Consider the following 14853-nt stretch of genomic DNA (forward strand, 5'->3'; position numbering starts at 1 on the left):
GGGTGGGCAAAGGCGCGCTCTTCGCGCGCCGTGCCCACGTTCTGCCGGACCCACGCAAAGATGGTGGGCACGGCGCAAGAGCGCCTTTGCCCACCCTACGCAGCGATCCACGCCGCCAACTCGCGCCACGGCTCCAGCGTCCAATGCCCGGACGCCGCCCCCGACGGCGACGGCAGCACGAAGATCTCCGGCAAGCCTGCATCGCGCGGTTGCCTCCCGAGCGAGATCACATTCGACGGCCTGCCATAAAACAAGCTCGCCGCCTTCTTGCTCGTGAACGCAATCGTCCGCGGCCGATACTTTTCGATCTTGGCCCTGAAGCCGGGCACATCGATCGTCTCAGCCGCGATCTGGTGATCCATCCCGGCGCCCGACTTGGAGAGATCGGTGAAGCCGATGCCGAGCTGGATCAGCGAAGCGAACTCGCCCGGCTGATAGCGCTGCGGCGTGATCCCGGCCTCATGGATCGCGCGCCAGAAGCGGTTGCCGGGATGGGCGTAGTAGTGCCCGAGCTCGGCCGAACGCGTCGAGGCGGCGGTGCCGACGAAGACGAGACGGAGGTTGGGAAGGAGTTGGTCGGGGAGGCGGTGGGGGGTGGGGGCGAGCAAGCTGCGCGTCCTTGTTCGATAGTTTGATCGGATGGTCAACTAAGAACCTATCAGAGCAGTTGCCGGGCCAATCTTGGGGGGGGCATTTGCACGCAAAGATTGAATGATGCAAAGAACTCGTCTAATGTTCGGTCGTTTCAGATTTTCATTTTAGGAGATTGACAATGGATCGACTTGTGCCCGTACACGCTCTTAATGCGGCCAATGGCTCCATGGTGGATTTGCAGTCCCCGCTGATCAAGTCCATGCCGAAGAAAGGTAAAGTGTTTGAGCAGGGGGATACTACCTCCGCCAAGTTCGAGATGGCCGAAGGCTGCATTCGTCTTCCCGAAATCGTCATCTACGAGCATGCCAATTGGGGCGGCGCATCAGCGCAAACCAGCCTTAATTGGAACTACGTCGGAGACTGGTGGAACGACAAAATCTCCTCAATTGTTGTTCTTGGTGGACATTGGCGCCTGTTCGAGCACACCAATTTTGGCGGTCAATCTTGGGATTTTGCTCCCGGACAGTACGCGCAGATCCCAAACGATATTGTGTCGTCTTTCAAGCTGATTAGCTTCTGTTAGAAGCTAGGGGACGTCGCAAACCAAACGCGGCGGGATGTTCCGCATCCCGCCGCGTGAACACGTCGAAGCGCGGGCAAAGGCGCAAGGCGCCGTGCTAACCACCAGCGGCAACGATGTCGTGTGACGGTTGGTGAGCACGCCCTGCCCTGCTCACCCTACGCGTCCTCACAACACCCGATTGCTCTCCTTCACCTTCTCCGCATCCAGATAAACGCTGCTCCCCATCTCCTTGAACTTCGCGCTCATCTTGGCCATGCCGTCCTCGGCGGTCCCGCTCATCGACATCCCCACCGCCGCCGGATCATTCAGCGTCGCCGCGTAGTCCCGCACGTCCTGCGTGATCTTCATCGAGCAGAATTTCGGTCCGCACATCGAACAGAAGTGCGCGACCTTGTGGGCTTCCTTCGGCAGGGTCTCGTCGTGGAAGTTCTTGGCGGTGTCAGGGTCGAGGCCGAGGTTGAACTGGTCGCTCCAGCGGAAGTCGAACCTCGCGCGGGAGAGGGCGTCGTCGCGCAGTTGCGCGGCGGGGTGGCCCTTGGCGAGATCGGAGGCGTGGGCGGCGATCTTGTAGGTGATGACGCCGACCTTGACGTCGTTACGATCGGGCAGGCCGAGATGCTCTTTAGGGGTGACGTAGCAGAGCATGGCGCAGCCGAACCAGCCGATCATGGCCGCACCGATGCCTGAGGTGATGTGGTCATAGCCCGGCGCGATGTCGGTCGTCAGCGGTCCAAGCGTGTAGAACGGCGCTTCGCCGCACTCCTTGAGCTGCTTGTCCATGTTGATCTTGATCTTGTGCATCGGCACGTGGCCGGGGCCTTCGATCATGACCTGGCAGCCCTTGTCCCACGCGATCTTGGTCAGTTCGCCGAGCGTCTCCAGCTCGGCAAATTGGGCGCGGTCGTTGGCATCCGCGATCGAGCCCGGACGCAGGCCGTCGCCGAGCGAGAACGAGACGTCATACTTGCGCATGAGGTCGCAGATCTCGTCGAAATGCGTATAGAGGAAGCTCTCCTTGTGATGCGCCAGGCACCACTTCGCCATGATCGAGCCGCCGCGCGAGACGATGCCGGTGACGCGGTTGGCGGTGAGGTGGATATATTGTAGGCGCACGCCGGCGTGGATGGTGAAATAGTCGACGCCCTGCTCGCACTGCTCGATCAGCGTGTCCTTGTAGAGCTCCCAGGTCAGCGCCACCGGATCGCCGTTGCACTTCTCCAGCGCCTGGTAGATCGGCACGGTGCCGATCGGCACCGGCGAGTTGCGCAAGATCCACTCGCGCGTGGTGTGGATGTTGCGGCCGGTCGAGAGGTCCATCACGGTGTCGGCGCCCCAGCGGATCGCCCACACCATCTTCTCGACCTCTTCCTCGACCGACGAGGTCACCGCCGAGTTGCCGATATTGGCGTTGATCTTGGTCAGGAAGTTGCGGCCGATGATCATCGGCTCGAGCTCTGAGTGGTTGATGTTGGAGGGGATGATGGCGCGGCCGCGCGCGATCTCGTCGCGCACGAACTCCGGCGTGATGAAGGCGGGAACGGCGGCGCCAAAACTCTCGCCGTCGGCGAGCGCGGCTTCCGCGCGCTCGAGCTGCTGCTTGCGCCCGAGATTTTCACGCGCGGCGACGTAGATCATCTCCTTGGTGATGATGCCGGCGCGGGCGAATTCGAGCTGGGTGATCTTGTGGCCGTCGAGGCCGCGCAGCGGCTGGTGATAGGCCGAGAAGGCGCGCGCGGCTTTGTCGGTGGAGACGCTGCCATTGTCCTCCGGCTTGATCTGACGGCCCTGATATTCCTCGACGCCGCCGCGCTCCAGCACCCATTGCTTGCGGCCGCGGGCAAGGCCGGCATTGACGTCGATGGTGACGCTCGGATCGGTGTAGGGGCCGGAGGTGTCGTAGACCGGCAGGTTCGGCTCGCCCGCGCCTTCGGACAGGATGATCTCGCGCAGCGGCACGCGCAGATCGGGCGCGGCGTCGGGGGAGGCGAAGATCTTTCGCGAGGAGGGAAGGGGACCGGTGGTGACGGCGGGGACGGTCTTGTCGGGGTTGGAGCGGATGTTCATGGGATCCTCCGGTGAATATGATTATCGCGTCGTCGCGTGCCGTTCGTCATCCTGAGGTGCGAGCGCTTGCGAGCCTCGAAGGATGGAGCCGGGCCCGTCGCCCTTCGAGGGCCGCTGAAGAAGCGGCCACCTCAGGGTGACGGGTTAAAGTAAGAGCGAGGGGGCATCACGCGGCCTCCGTGGACAGGCCGAGCCATTGACGCACGCGGGCATCGGGATCGGCGTTTTGCGTGACGTCGGACACCACCGCGATGGAATCCGCGCCCGCCGCAAAGATCTCCGCGGCGTGCTCGAACTTGATGCCGCCGATCGCGACCAGCGGAATGGTGCCGATGCGCTTCTTCCACTCCGTGATCTTCGGAATGCCCTGCGGCTCGAAGCGCATCGATTTGAGCGTGGTGAAGAAGATCGGGCCGAGCGCGACGTAGTCGGGCTTGGCCTTGAGTGCGGTTTCAAGCTCGGCATCGTCATGGGTGGAGATGCCGAGCGAGAGGCCCGCCTCGCGGATGGATTTGAGGTCGGCTTCCGCCAGATCCTCCTGACCGAGATGCAGGTACTTCGCGCCGGCGACAACGGCGGCGCGCCAATAGTCGTTCACGACCAGCTTGGCTTGCGTGTCCTTGGTGATCGCCAGCGCGTCGGTGACGATCTGCAGCGCGTCGGCGTCGTTGAGCTCCTTGGCGCGCAGCTGGATGGTGCCGACGCCGAGCTTTGTCAGCCGCTCGACCCACGCAAGGCTGTCGACGACGGGATAAAATCGATCAGGATACGCGTTGCGATCAGGATACGGCATGCCAGAACGGGGTCCCAACGACAGGGGTGGAGGGGGAGGCGAAGTCGCGCGCGTTCATCAGCCCGGCTTCGAAAGCGGTGCGGCCGGCATCACAGCCGAAGCGGAACGCTTTGGCCATCGCGACGGGATCGGCGGCTTTGGCGATCGCGGTGTTGAGCAGCACGGCATCAAAGCCGAGCTCGAGCGCCTGCGCCGCGTGGCTGGGCGCCCCTAAGCCGGCGTCGACCACCAGCGTGATGTCGGGCAGGCGCTCGCGCATCAGCTTCAGCGCGTCGCGGTTGGTGATGCCCTTCGCGCTGCCGATGGGAGCTGCCCACGGCATCACCACCTTGCAGCCGGCATCGACGAGGCGGTTCGCGACCGAGAGGTCCTCGGTGCAATAGGGGAATACGTCAAAGCCGTCCTTGATCAGGATGCCGGCGGCTTCGACCAGGCCGACGACGTCGGGCTGCAGCGTGTCGTTGTCGGCGATGACCTCGAGCTTGATCCAGGTGGTGCCGAACAATTCCCGGGCGAGCTTGGCGGTGGTCACCGCTTCGCGCACCGTGCGGCAGCCGGCGGTGTTCGGCAGCACGGTGACGTCGAGCTCGCGGATCAGATTCCAGAACGCGTCCCCGGTCTTGCCGCCGGCGGATTCGCGCCGCAGCGACACCGTGACGATGTTCGAGCCGGAGGCGCGGATCGCGGACTGCATGATCGCAGGCGAGGGATAGAGCGCGCTGCCGATGAGGAGGCGCGAGGCGAAGGATTTGCCGTAGAAGGTCACCATGGCTCAGGTGTCTCCCCAAACTCGCTGTCGTCCCGGCGAACGCCGGGACCCATAACCACAGGCTTGTGTGACGACGGAAGGTCTCTCCCTGCGTGGCTCAAGCGAGATCACGCGGTATGGGTCCCGGCGTTCGCCGGGACGACGTGCGGAGAGGTGCTGTGCCATCTCCTCACCCTCCCTGCCGCGGCGTGATGATCTCGATCTCGTCGCCGGCTTTCAGTGCGGTTTCGGCCCAGCGGCTTTTCGGCACGACGTCGTAGTTGAGCGCGATCGCGAAATGGGTGCCCTCGTAGTCGAGCTCCGAGAGCAGCGCATCGACGCTTCCCGAAGCCACTTCGCGCTGCTCGCCGTTGATAATCACAAGCATCGCATCACCTCGTTGTCGATCTGGCCGCGCTCGACATAGTTGAGCGTCAGCTCGGCGAGCGCCGGCGCGATCAGGAAGCCGTGGCGATAAAGGCCGTTGACGGAGATCGTCTTGCCGCGAATGCCGATGCGCGGCAGGTTGTCGGGATAGGCGGGGCGAAGCCCCGAGCCGAATTCGACGATGCGGGCTTCGCCGAACGCGGGGTGCACGGCGTAAGCGGCGCCCAGCAGCTCCAGCGCGGAGCGGACGCTGACGCCGGTGTCCTCGGCCTCGATCGAGGTCGCGCCCAGCATGAACAGATTGTCCTCGCGCGGGATCACGTAAAGAGGCCAGCGCGGATGCATCAGCCGCACCGGGCGCGCAAGCTGCACCTCAGCTGTCTCGATCAGGATCATCTCGCCCTTGACGCCGCGAAGCTCGGGTTGTTCCTCGCGCGCGCCGAGGCCCCGGCAGTCGATCACGATGTTGTCTGGATCCTTTGCGAGATCGGCGGCGGTGACGTCGCTTTCGAACTTGATGGTGCCGCCGGCGGCGCGGATGCGATCGTGCAGCTGCGGCAGCACGCGGCGCGGCTCGACATGGCCCTCGGCCGGGAAGAACAGCGCGTCGCGGAAGCGGCCCTCCAGCGACGGCTCGAGCGCGGCGAGCCCTGAGGCATCGAGCCGGCGGTGGTCCTCGGTCATGCGCGCAAAGCGCTCGAAATCGTTGCGCTCGCGCGGATGGGCGACGACCAGCGAGCCGTTGAACGGCGTGTCGGGCAGCTCGCGCCGCCAGATATGAAGCGAGCGCAGCCCGAGGCGGCTGATGATGGGTTCGGCGACCTCGGCCTCGCAATAGGGCGCGAGCATGCCGCCGGCCCAATGGCTGGTGGCGTCCGTCATCGCCCCGTCACCGCGCTCGTGCAGGGTCACGGCATGGCCGGCCTGCGCGAACAGCAAGGCTTGCCAGGCTCCCGCGATGCCTGCGCCGATGATGGATACCGGTGAATCCGGTCGCTTGGTCGTTTGCAACATCCCTGTCCCTTCGCCGGCATGACCCGGATCAGGTTCAAAGGGTCACCGCGGTCCTGGGCGGTATTGCCCATTTAGCGGTATCTCAGCTCCTCCTCGGAGCACCCCTCGGAACTGCTCTAATGTAGGACAGTGGGGCTGGGTGGTCAACGCATGTTGCGGGAACCCACCGCCCGTGCCCCGGACGCGATGCAGCACGCCCCTGGCGATGCAAGCATCGTCCAGTACGGCATGATGCGTCGCAGAGCCGGGGCCCATGCCTTTGTGGGATGCTGGGTCCCGGCTCTGCGCAGCAGCGTTGCACGCTGCAGCGCGTCCGGGACACGAGAGGTTACTTCGGCGCCTGCGCCCGCGCATTGCGCACGCCCTGCGCCAGCTTCCTGTGCGGCGCATTGCCGAACATCGGCTGCGGGTTGCCGTTGGGCTCGAGCCAGGCCTGGGAGCTCGTCTCGTTGCTGGCCTGCTGCACCATGTCCTGCCGCTGCCGCTTGGCGGCGTAGTAATAGCCGCCGGCGAAATAGCGCACGGCCCGGGCGTGGTCGCCATTGGCGGCGCGATAGGCGCCGGCGAGGTATTTCACGGCATAGGTGAGGTTGGTGTTGGGATCGCGCAGGCCGGCGGCATCGCCGGTGTAGCCGACCCCGCGCGCAGTCGCGAGCTTGATCTGCATCAGCCCGATGGTGCCGCCATGGCCGACGAGGTGCGGCTGGTAGCGGCTCTCGCGCATGATGACGCGATGCACCAGCGCTTCCGGCACGCCGTTGGCGCGGGCATGGGCCGCGACCATCTCGGCATATTCGGCTTCGCCGGCGAATGCGGCCTGCGGCAATGTCAATCCGGCCGCGAGCAGCGCTGCAATGCGTAAAATCTTCATCAGATATCCCTGAGGTCCCCTAGGTGACCTGCGCCCAGCCGCAGTTAGGCGTTCCGAACGCGGCGATGATGTGACCAAACGCCGCCACCGCCCGATTTTGCGGTGCCGAGCCGCTGTTACGACTCAAAGCTGGCGCAAGAGAGCTTCGAAGCGGAAGCTTCGGGGCGGACGACCCCCGCTCGCGGCAGCACGCCTGTCTATTCGCACGGGTATGTGAAAGCGAGTAAGAAGACGCTGCAAATCGGGAGAGGTGCCATGACAAAATCAACCATGGCCAGGCTGTATGCCGGCGACATCCCCAGACAGAACCCCTGTGCCCAATGCGGCACGCCGATCCCAAAGCCGGACTGGATCGAGCCGGGTGAGGGGCGCGTCTCCTATCTCTGGAATTGCCACGCCTGCAATTATCGCTTCGAGGCCGTGGCGATCTTCGACGAGGCCGCCCTCGAGCGCCCGCCGCTCGCGGCCTGAGTCAGGCGGCGAGCTTCGGCTGCTGCCAGAGCGGCAATTGCATCCGCACGATCAGTCCATGCGGCGCGCGGTCGTGCAGCGACAGCTCGCCGCCATGGGCGAGCGCGATGGCGCGCGCGATCGACAGGCCGAGCCCGAAGCCGGTGGATTCGTCCATGGTGCGCGCATCGTCGCCGCGCACGAACGGCTCCAGCATCTCCTGCTTGCGCGCATCCGAAATGCCGGGGCCGTCGTCCTCGACGTCGATGACGAGCGTGGTGCCGGAGACGTCGAGACGGATCGTCACCTCGGCGCCGAAGCGCACCGCGTTCTCGACCAGATTGGTGACGCCGCGATGCAGATCGTCGGGCCGCGCGGCGGCGGTCGCGGACGCCGGCCCGTCGTAATGCACGACATGGCCCATGTCGCCGAACTGGTCGGCGACGAGCTGCAGCGTGCTGGCGATGTCGACCAGCGTCACGGCTTCGACCTTGCGGTCGTTGCGCAGCAGCGACAGCACCGATTCCAGCATCGCGCGCATCTGGTCGAGATCGACCAGCATGCGCTTGCGGTTGCCCTCGTCCTCGACGAACTCGGCGCGCAGGCGCAGCCGCGTGATGGGCGTGCGCAGATCGTGGCTGATCGCCGCCAGCATCCGGGTGCGATCCGACATCAGGCGCGCGATCCGCTCATGCATGCGGTTGAGCGCACGCGCCACCGAGCGGATTTCTTCCGGGCCGCGCTCGGGCAGGGGGTCCGCCGCGCCGTCGAGGCTGAAATTCTCGGCGGCCTTGGCGAAGGACGACAGCGGAGCTGCCAGCGCGCGCGCCGCCCACAGCCCGAGCACGCTGACGCAGATGAAAGCCGACATCAGCGCCATCAGCCACGGCGCGCCCCAGAACCATGGCCGCGGTCCGCCCTCGACATGGCCGGCGATCATGGTGCCGTCGGGCAACTCGACGCCGACGCGGGATACGATGCCGCCTGAGGCCAGCTGGACTGCCTTGTAGCCGCGCCCGAGATGACGGCGCATCCCGCGCAGGTGCTGATTGTCGCTCTCCTCGACGTTTGCGGTGCCGGGCGCAAACATTTCGATGCCGAGCTTGGGGAAGGCGCGCGCGAGATCGGCGACGAGGCGCGGACGCTCGCCGGCCTCGGCCGAGCCGAGCAGCAGCGCGGCGTCGGTCAGCTGATGCGCGCCGTCCGGCGGCGTGTCGGGGCGGTCCGGCCGGCCGATCAGGAACGCGGTGGTGACGACGAGATGGAGCGCGACGGTCGAAGCGAGCACCAGCGCGGCGATCTGCCCGCCGATCCCCTTGAGGTGGAAGAACCCGAACGGCCTCATCGTCGACGTCCCCTTCAACTGCTCAGGGGCGCCGCAACCGCTTGAGTGCTTGCCGCTTGAGGGCTCGCAGCCTGCGTTCTCGGCGTGAACAGATAGCCGCCGGAGCGCACCGTCTTGATGAGGGTGGGATCGGCCGGATTGGGCTCGATCTTGCGGCGGATGCGGCTGACCAGCACGTCGATGGAGCGTTCGAACGATCCGGTGTTGCGCCCTTGCGTGAGGTCGAGCAGGCTGTCGCGCGACAGCACGCGGCCGGGCCGTTCGCAGAATGTGCGCAAGAGATCGAATTCGGCGCTGGTCACCGCAACGCGCGCGCCTTCCGGATTGCGCAGCTCGCGCAGCCGCAGGTCGATGTGCCAGCCCTCGAAGGTGAGCGTGGAGGCGCCTTCGATCGAGCTCGCCGCTTGCGCCGCGGCCTGGCGGCGCAGCACGGCGTTGATGCGGGCGAGCAGCTCGCGCGGGTTGAAGGGTTTCGGCAGATAGTCGTCCGCGCCCATCTCGAGGCCGACGATGCGGTCGACGTCCTCGCCCCGCGCGGTCAGCATGATGATCGGCGTCTGCGCCTCGGCACGCACCTTGCGGCACAGGCTGAGGCCGTCCTCGCCCGGCAGCATGACGTCGAGGATGATGAGGTCGACGCGGTGATCGGCCAAGGCGCGCGACATCTCGCGGCCGTCGCCCACGGCGGTGACGTTGCAGGCGTTGTTGCGCAGATACTTCGCAATCAGCGTCCGGGTTTCGCGGTCGTCTTCGACGACCAGGATGTTGGGATTGGGAATGGCCATGCGCTTTGTTTGTCCGGGATTCGGGCCAAATGGCGAAGATTTTTGTTTCGGATTGTTTCTGTCGGGCTTTCCGCAACAGACGGCAATCGCCGGGTCGTGAGACGGCAAGGTCTCGTTAAGGCCGTTAACCATAGCGTGGCGTGGTCCGCGACGAAACCCCGCAAACTCCACGGAGCCATCATGACCTCGATTTCGGCGGCCTCCGCCGGCAACCACCAGTCGCCGCTGCAGCGGCTGCAGCAGGAATTGCAATCGGAAGTGTCCGCCGGCACGATCTCGTCGTCGGACCAGTCCGCGCTCTCGACGGCGCTGACCGACTTCGACACCGCACTCCAGCAGAGCCGGTCGAGCGACCAGTCGAGCGGCACGCGGCCCTCCAAGGACGAGATGCAATCGAAGATCGACGACCTCATCTCGAACGAGGTGTCGAACGGGACGCTGACCTCGGACCAGGCCGAGAACCTGAAGAACGTGTTTCAGTCCGCCTTCGCGAGCGGTCCTGGCGGGGCGGGCGGCGCCGGTGGTGCAGGCGGGCCTCCGCCCGGTCCGCCACCGGACGACAGCTCTTCGGATTCGGCGTCGTCCACGGACTCCACCAGCAGCACGTCGACCGATGCCACCACGGCCAAGATCCTCCAGCAGTTCCTGCAGGCGCTGCAGCAGTCGCAATCATCGAGCGCGTCCTACGGCGCCAACGGCAGCTCGTCCGGCAATTCCGACTTCTCCGCGCTCCTGATCGACTACAAGAGCTGACCCTGAGCGACGCGGGTCGGCGCGGGTCCTCGCCGCGATCGTGCTTCACCCAGGGCGCATGATCGTCGGCGGGGAACCGTGCGCCGCAAAATGTTCCTGGGTGACTCAGGAACAGTCCTTGCGACTTTAGCTCGCGCATCGCGCGACGAAATTGCGGCGCGCACGGAACTGCGTGTGATCAGCGCTGTTTTCTCCACACGAGTTTTTTCTGTGAAGGAGAGGACAACATGCTGACGAAATCGATCGCCGCCGGCCTCGCCGGCACCGCACTGCTTGCCACCGTTGCGTTCGCGCAATCGCCGACTGCCACCACCGACAAGGCGCCGACCGCGGCCACCACGACGACCACGACGGCGTCCGGTCAATGGCGTACCTCGAAGATGGACGGCCTGAAGGTCTACAACGAAGCCAACGAGAACATCGGCACGATCAACGACCTGCTGATGGACAAGAGCGGCGACATCAAGATCGCCGTGATCGGCGTCGGCGGCTTCCTCGGCATGGGCGAGCATCTGGTCGCCGTCCCGTATGAGAAGTTGAAGTTCGTCAACGAGGCCGTGGCCTACACCGGCACCGGTGCGAAGCCCGCGACCACCACGACCGGCGCTGCGACCGGTACCGAGAAGACCACGACGACAACCACGGCACCGGCTGCGACCACGACGTCGTCCACCTCGAAGTGGTATCCGGACCACGCCGTGTTCAACGCCAGCAAGGACGAGCTGAAGAACATGCCCGAGTTCAAGTACTCGGAGTAATGGGCTAACCGCCTGAACGAGGCGCGCCCGGTTTTCACCGGGCGCGCTGTCGTGTTTTTTCTTCACCTCTCCCCGCAAGCGGGGAGAGGGAAGAAGATTCTCAGTGCGTCACCAGCGGGCAGCCGCCCTTGTCGAGGGGACGGAAGGCCTCGTCGCCGGGCACGGTGGCGATCAGCTTGTAGAGGTCCCACTCGCCCTTGGATTCTTCCGGCTTCTTGACTTCGAACAGATACATGTCGTGGACCATGCGGCCGTCGATGCGGATCTTGCCGTTCTTGGCGAAGAAGTCGTTGACCGGCGTCTTGCGCATCTGCTCCATCACCTTCGGAGCCTCGTCGGTCTTGATGGCGTCGATCGCCTTCAGATAGTGCATGGTCGCCGAATAAAGGCCGGCCTGGATCATGGTCGGCATGTGGCCGACCTTCTCGTTGAAGCGCTCGGAGAAGGCGCGCGTCTCCTCGTTCATGTCCCAGTAGAAGGCGTCGGTAACGATCAGGCCTTGCGTCGCCTTGATGCCGAGCGAATGCGTGTCGGTGATCTCCTGCAAGAGCGCGATCATCTTCTGGCCGCCCTGGGTCAGGCCGAACTCGGACGCCTGCTTCAGCGCGTTGGTGGTGTCGCCGCCGGCGTTGGCCAATGCGACCACCTTGGCTTTGGAGGCCTGGGCCTGCAGCAGGAAGGAGGAGAAGTCCGACGAATTGAGGGGATGACGGACTTCGCCGAGCACCTTGCCGCCGCTCTCCTTGACGACGTTGGCGGCGTCGCGCTGCAGCGCCATGCCGAAGGCGTAGTCGGCGGTGACGAAGAACCAGCTATCCTCGCCGCGCTTGACCATCGCCTTGCCGGCGACGTTCGACAGCGCATAGGTGTCGTAGGTCCAGTGCACGGTGTTGGGCGAGCAGGCGGTGCCGGTGATGTCGGAGGAGCCGCCGCCGGAATTGATGTTGATCTTGTTCTTCTCGCGCGTCAGCGCCGAGACCGGCAGCGCCACCGAGGACGTCGGCACGTCGAAGATCGCGTCGACCTTGTCGTTGTCGTACCAGTTGCGGGCGATGTTGACGCCGACGTCGGGCTTGTTCTGGTGATCGGCAGCGACGACCTGTACGGGCTTGCCGGCGACCTTGGCGCCGTAATCGGCGACCGCCATCTCGACGGCGGCGAGCGAGCCCTTGCCGGTCGCATCCGCATAGAGGCTCGACATGTCCGTGAGCACGCCGATCTTGACGACATCGTCGGAGATCTGCGCCTGTGCGGTGCCGCAGGTTGCGGCGAGGGCGATGCCGGCTGCCACCGCAGCGATGAGTTTATGCATGTTGTTTCTCCCTGTGTGTTGTTGTTTGGGCGTTGTTGCGGGGACTGTTCTAACGACAATCGGTCGCGGCAGCTAAGCCACAGATGCGTGAGGAGGGTGAGAAATAAGCAGGGGGTGGACGGTGTTTCCTTCGCCTCTCCCCGCTTGCGGGGAGAGGCCGCAGCGCATCGAAGATGCGATGCGGGTGAGGGGGACTCTCCGCGAGTCTAACTGCCGCCGTCCCTGCGGAGACTCCCCCTCACCCCAACCCTCTCCCCGCAAGCGGGGAGAGGGAGAGGTGACACCGCCCCTCAGCCGCCGGCCTTGAGCCGTTCGTTACGCCGGCGCAAGGCCTCCAGCGTCGCGAGGAGGATGACTGACACCGTCGTCAAAATGACCGCCGCTGCCGTGATGGTCGGGCTGATGTTCTCGCGGATGCCGCTGAACATCTCGCGCGGCAGGGTGCGCTGCTCGGGACCTGCCATGAACAGCACGATCACGACCTCGTCGAAGCTGGTCGCGAAGGCGAACAGCGCGCCCGATGCGAGGCCGGGCAGGATCAGCGGCAGGATCACGCGGCGGAACGCCTCAAGCGGGGAGGCGCCGAGCGAGGCGGCGGCGCGCGAAAGATTGGTATCGAAGCTCTGCAGCGTCGCCCCGACCGTGATCACCACAAAGGGCGTCGCCAGCGCGGTGTGAGCCAGGATCAAGCCGAGATAACTGCCGGTCAGTCCGATCGGCGCGAAGAAGAAATACAGGCCGACCGCGGTGATGACACCGGGGACGACGACCGGCGACAGCACGAAGGCCAGCACGAGCGGTTTGAACCGGCTCTTCCACTGCGCCAGACCGAGCGCGGCCAGCGTGCCGAGCACCATGGACAGCAGCGTCGAGGCGACGCCGATGATCATGCTGTTCTTCAGCGAATTCATCCAGCGCGGCGAATTGAGGAAGTCGTCGTACCAGCGCAACGACAGGCCCGGCAGCGGATAGGTCAGGTACGAGCCCGAGCTGAAGGACAACGGCATGATCGCCAGGATCGGCGCGATCAGGAAGATGAACACCAGCGTGGAGACAATGATGGTCGCGGTCCACGCGATACGCTGGCTGGGCGTGCGGAGGGAAGCATTGTCGCTCAATTCTTCATCCCTCCCGTAACCTGCTGGCCCTGCACCAGCTTGCCATAGACGAGCGCCAGCAGAAGGGTGGCCAGCAGCAGCACCGCACCGAGCGCCGAAGCAAGGCCCCAATTGGCTGTCTCGGTCGTGTAGAGCGCGATGAAGTAGCTGATCATCTGATCGGCGGCGCCGCCGACGAGCGCGGGTGTGATGTAATAGCCGAGCGCAAGGATGAAGACGAGCAGGCTTCCCGCGCCGATGCCGGGCAGCGTCTGCGGCAGGTAGATCCGCACGAAAGCGGTGACCGGTGGCGCGCCGAGCGAGGCGGCGGCGCGCATGTAAGCGGGCGAGATCGCCTTCATGCTGCTGTACAGCGGCAGGATCATGAACGGCAGGAGCACGTGGGTCATGGCCACGCAGACCCCGAAGCGATTGTAGATCAGGCGCAGCGGCTCGTCGATGATGCCAAGCCAGTGCAGGCTGTCGTTCACGATGCCCTTGCTCTGCAGCAGCACGATCCAGGCGCAGGTGCGGACCAGGAGCGACGTCCAGAACGGCAGCAACACGAAGATCATCAGCAGGTTCGACCGACCCGGCGGCAGTGTCGCCAAGAGGTAAGCGACCGGGAAGCCGAGGATCAGGCAGAGCGCGGTGACGCTGAGGCTGATGAGGAAGGTGCGGGTGAACAGGCTGCGGTAAATGGCCTGGTCCGGCGGAGCCGCGACGATGGCGCCGTCAACGTTCCTGACAAGGTCGAGCGCGGCCAGCAGGTAGAAGCCGGTGACGGGGCCGCTGGCCTCCCTGATCGTCGTCCAGGTCGCGCGTTCGCGCCAGGCCGGATTGATCTTGCCCAGCGTCTCCTTGGCCGTGCCGGGCTCCGGGGCCACCTTCAGATTGCGCGCCGTGCTGGTCAGGATCGTACGGAAACCGTTCAGCGCGTAGTTCAGCCGCTTGGCCGCAACGGCGATGGTGCCGGAGGCGCGTGCCGCCAGCACGTCGCTCGCCAGCGCAGCGTAGGCCTTTTCGTCCGGCAGGTCCTTGCCGTCCCAGCTGGCGAGAGCGGCGATCGTCTGGGGCAGAACCCGACGCACTTCCCGGTCATCGACCGCGCGCCACAGCATGCCGGCGATGGGGCCTGCGAAGGTGAAGAGCAGGAAGACGAGAAGCGGCGCGACCAGCGCCAATGCCTTGACCTGGCGTGCCCGCTCGGCACGCCTCAACCGGCGCTTGAGCGGCACCTCGGTCGACGCATTGGCGCCGGACAGGAGCGCATCCGTCATTCGTCGAGCCTTGCCGGGC

At 65.3% G+C, this 14853-nt stretch carries 16 protein-coding genes and 1 riboswitch; of the genes, 4 read left to right on the forward strand and 12 right to left on the reverse strand.

Features of this window, described 5'->3' with window-relative positions:
- Positions 1-95 precede the first annotated feature (95 nt).
- The gene (locus AABA86_RS05920; protein ID WP_338306153.1) at positions 96-608 is read right to left on the reverse strand and encodes a mismatch-specific DNA-glycosylase; all 513 of its coding nucleotides are present in this window, start codon (positions 606-608) and stop codon (positions 96-98) included.
- A 164-nt stretch (positions 609-772) separates the two neighbouring features.
- Here AABA86_RS05920 and AABA86_RS05925 point away from each other — a divergent pair, with 164 nt between their 5' ends.
- Positions 773-1177: a beta/gamma crystallin-related protein gene (locus tag AABA86_RS05925; protein ID WP_338306154.1), complete on the forward strand. Its 405-nt coding sequence runs from the start codon at positions 773-775 to the stop codon at positions 1175-1177.
- Between the two features lie 165 nt (positions 1178-1342).
- Here AABA86_RS05925 and thiC read toward each other — a convergent pair whose 3' ends face one another.
- From thiC to AABA86_RS05955, 6 genes are all read right to left on the reverse strand, one after another.
- Positions 1343-3241, reverse strand: coding sequence for a phosphomethylpyrimidine synthase ThiC (gene thiC / locus AABA86_RS05930; protein ID WP_338306155.1), 1899 nt, complete (start codon positions 3239-3241; stop codon positions 1343-1345).
- A 166-nt stretch (positions 3242-3407) separates the two neighbouring features.
- Complete coding sequence (locus tag AABA86_RS05935) at positions 3408-4034, reverse strand: thiamine phosphate synthase (protein ID WP_338306156.1); 627 nt, start codon at positions 4032-4034, stop codon at positions 3408-3410.
- Entirely contained in the window at positions 4021-4803 is a 783-nt protein-coding gene (locus tag AABA86_RS05940; RefSeq protein ID WP_338306157.1) for a thiazole synthase, read from the reverse strand. The genes AABA86_RS05935 and AABA86_RS05940 overlap by 14 nt, the downstream gene beginning before the upstream one ends.
- Before the next feature lie 169 nt (positions 4804-4972).
- Positions 4973-5170 (reverse strand): sulfur carrier protein ThiS, encoded by a 198-nt coding sequence (gene thiS / locus AABA86_RS05945; RefSeq protein ID WP_212250062.1) that lies wholly within the window; start codon positions 5168-5170, stop codon positions 4973-4975.
- Entirely contained in the window at positions 5161-6183 is a 1023-nt protein-coding gene (locus tag AABA86_RS05950) for an FAD-dependent oxidoreductase (protein ID WP_338306158.1), read from the reverse strand. Before AABA86_RS05950 ends, thiS begins: the two co-directional genes overlap by 10 nt.
- A riboswitch (TPP riboswitch) is annotated at positions 6171-6299 on the reverse strand. Its footprint overlaps the gene before it by 13 nt.
- Before the next feature lie 212 nt (positions 6300-6511).
- Entirely contained in the window at positions 6512-7054 is a 543-nt protein-coding gene (locus AABA86_RS05955; RefSeq protein ID WP_212250058.1) for a lytic transglycosylase domain-containing protein, read from the reverse strand.
- 255 nt (positions 7055-7309) lie between these two features.
- On the opposite strand from AABA86_RS05955, the gene AABA86_RS05960 reads away from it, so the two are divergent.
- Entirely contained in the window at positions 7310-7525 is a 216-nt protein-coding gene (locus tag AABA86_RS05960) for a hypothetical protein (RefSeq protein WP_338306159.1), read from the forward strand.
- Between the two features lies 1 nt (position 7526).
- Here the strand turns inward: AABA86_RS05960 and AABA86_RS05965 are convergent, their stop codons facing one another.
- The gene (locus AABA86_RS05965; RefSeq protein ID WP_338306160.1) at positions 7527-8849 is read right to left on the reverse strand and encodes an ATP-binding protein; all 1323 of its coding nucleotides are present in this window, start codon (positions 8847-8849) and stop codon (positions 7527-7529) included.
- 14 nt (positions 8850-8863) lie between these two features.
- Entirely contained in the window at positions 8864-9634 is a 771-nt protein-coding gene (locus AABA86_RS05970; RefSeq protein WP_212250052.1) for a response regulator, read from the reverse strand.
- 180 nt (positions 9635-9814) lie between these two features.
- Here AABA86_RS05970 and AABA86_RS05975 point away from each other — a divergent pair, with 180 nt between their 5' ends.
- Positions 9815-10387, forward strand: a complete 573-nt coding sequence (locus tag AABA86_RS05975; RefSeq protein ID WP_338306161.1) for a hypothetical protein — start codon at positions 9815-9817, stop codon at positions 10385-10387.
- Positions 10388-10614: 227 nt separating this feature from the next.
- On the forward strand, positions 10615-11145 hold the full coding sequence (locus AABA86_RS05980) for a PRC-barrel domain-containing protein (protein ID WP_338306162.1): 531 nt from the start codon (positions 10615-10617) through the stop codon (positions 11143-11145).
- A gap of 100 nt (positions 11146-11245) precedes the next feature.
- Here the strand turns inward: AABA86_RS05980 and AABA86_RS05985 are convergent, their stop codons facing one another.
- The 3 genes from AABA86_RS05985 to AABA86_RS05995 all read right to left on the reverse strand — a co-directional run bounded on the left by AABA86_RS05985 (position 11246) and on the right by AABA86_RS05995 (position 14834).
- Complete coding sequence (locus tag AABA86_RS05985) at positions 11246-12457, reverse strand: ABC transporter substrate-binding protein (protein ID WP_338306163.1); 1212 nt, start codon at positions 12455-12457, stop codon at positions 11246-11248.
- 290 nt (positions 12458-12747) lie between these two features.
- The gene (locus AABA86_RS05990) at positions 12748-13575 is read right to left on the reverse strand and encodes an ABC transporter permease (protein ID WP_338306164.1); all 828 of its coding nucleotides are present in this window, start codon (positions 13573-13575) and stop codon (positions 12748-12750) included.
- Positions 13572-14834, reverse strand: a complete 1263-nt coding sequence (locus AABA86_RS05995) for an ABC transporter permease (RefSeq protein WP_338306165.1) — start codon at positions 14832-14834, stop codon at positions 13572-13574. The genes AABA86_RS05990 and AABA86_RS05995 overlap by 4 nt, the downstream gene beginning before the upstream one ends.
- Positions 14835-14853: the final 19 nt, after the last annotated feature.

This window comes from Bradyrhizobium sp. TM233, from assembly GCF_036247965.1.
Taxonomy (GTDB): Bacteria; Pseudomonadota; Alphaproteobacteria; order Rhizobiales; family Xanthobacteraceae; genus Bradyrhizobium; species Bradyrhizobium ottawaense.

Bases quoted from the DNA above. Each gene is read 5' to 3' on its own strand.
- AABA86_RS05925 (WP_338306154.1), top strand. From the start codon at position 773: ATGGATCGACTTGTGCCCGTACACGCTCTTAATGCGGCCAATGGCTCC.
- AABA86_RS05995 (WP_338306165.1), bottom strand. From the start codon at position 14,834: ATGACGGATGCGCTCCTGTCCGGCGCCAATGCGTCGACCGAGGTGCCG.
- AABA86_RS05975 (WP_338306161.1), top strand. From the start codon at position 9,815: ATGACCTCGATTTCGGCGGCCTCCGCCGGCAACCACCAGTCGCCGCTG.
- AABA86_RS05960 (WP_338306159.1), top strand. From the start codon at position 7,310: ATGACAAAATCAACCATGGCCAGGCTGTATGCCGGCGACATCCCCAGA.
- AABA86_RS05940 (WP_338306157.1), bottom strand. From the start codon at position 4,803: ATGGTGACCTTCTACGGCAAATCCTTCGCCTCGCGCCTCCTCATCGGC.
- AABA86_RS05985 (WP_338306163.1), bottom strand. From the start codon at position 12,457: ATGCATAAACTCATCGCTGCGGTGGCAGCCGGCATCGCCCTCGCCGCA.
- AABA86_RS05965 (WP_338306160.1), bottom strand. From the start codon at position 8,849: ATGAGGCCGTTCGGGTTCTTCCACCTCAAGGGGATCGGCGGGCAGATC.
- AABA86_RS05950 (WP_338306158.1), bottom strand. From the start codon at position 6,183: ATGTTGCAAACGACCAAGCGACCGGATTCACCGGTATCCATCATCGGC.
- thiC (WP_338306155.1), bottom strand. From the start codon at position 3,241: ATGAACATCCGCTCCAACCCCGACAAGACCGTCCCCGCCGTCACCACC.
- AABA86_RS05980 (WP_338306162.1), top strand. From the start codon at position 10,615: ATGCTGACGAAATCGATCGCCGCCGGCCTCGCCGGCACCGCACTGCTT.
- AABA86_RS05955 (WP_212250058.1), bottom strand. From the start codon at position 7,054: ATGAAGATTTTACGCATTGCAGCGCTGCTCGCGGCCGGATTGACATTG.
- AABA86_RS05935 (WP_338306156.1), bottom strand. From the start codon at position 4,034: ATGCCGTATCCTGATCGCAACGCGTATCCTGATCGATTTTATCCCGTC.
- AABA86_RS05970 (WP_212250052.1), bottom strand. From the start codon at position 9,634: ATGGCCATTCCCAATCCCAACATCCTGGTCGTCGAAGACGACCGCGAA.
- thiS (WP_212250062.1), bottom strand. From the start codon at position 5,170: ATGCTTGTGATTATCAACGGCGAGCAGCGCGAAGTGGCTTCGGGAAGC.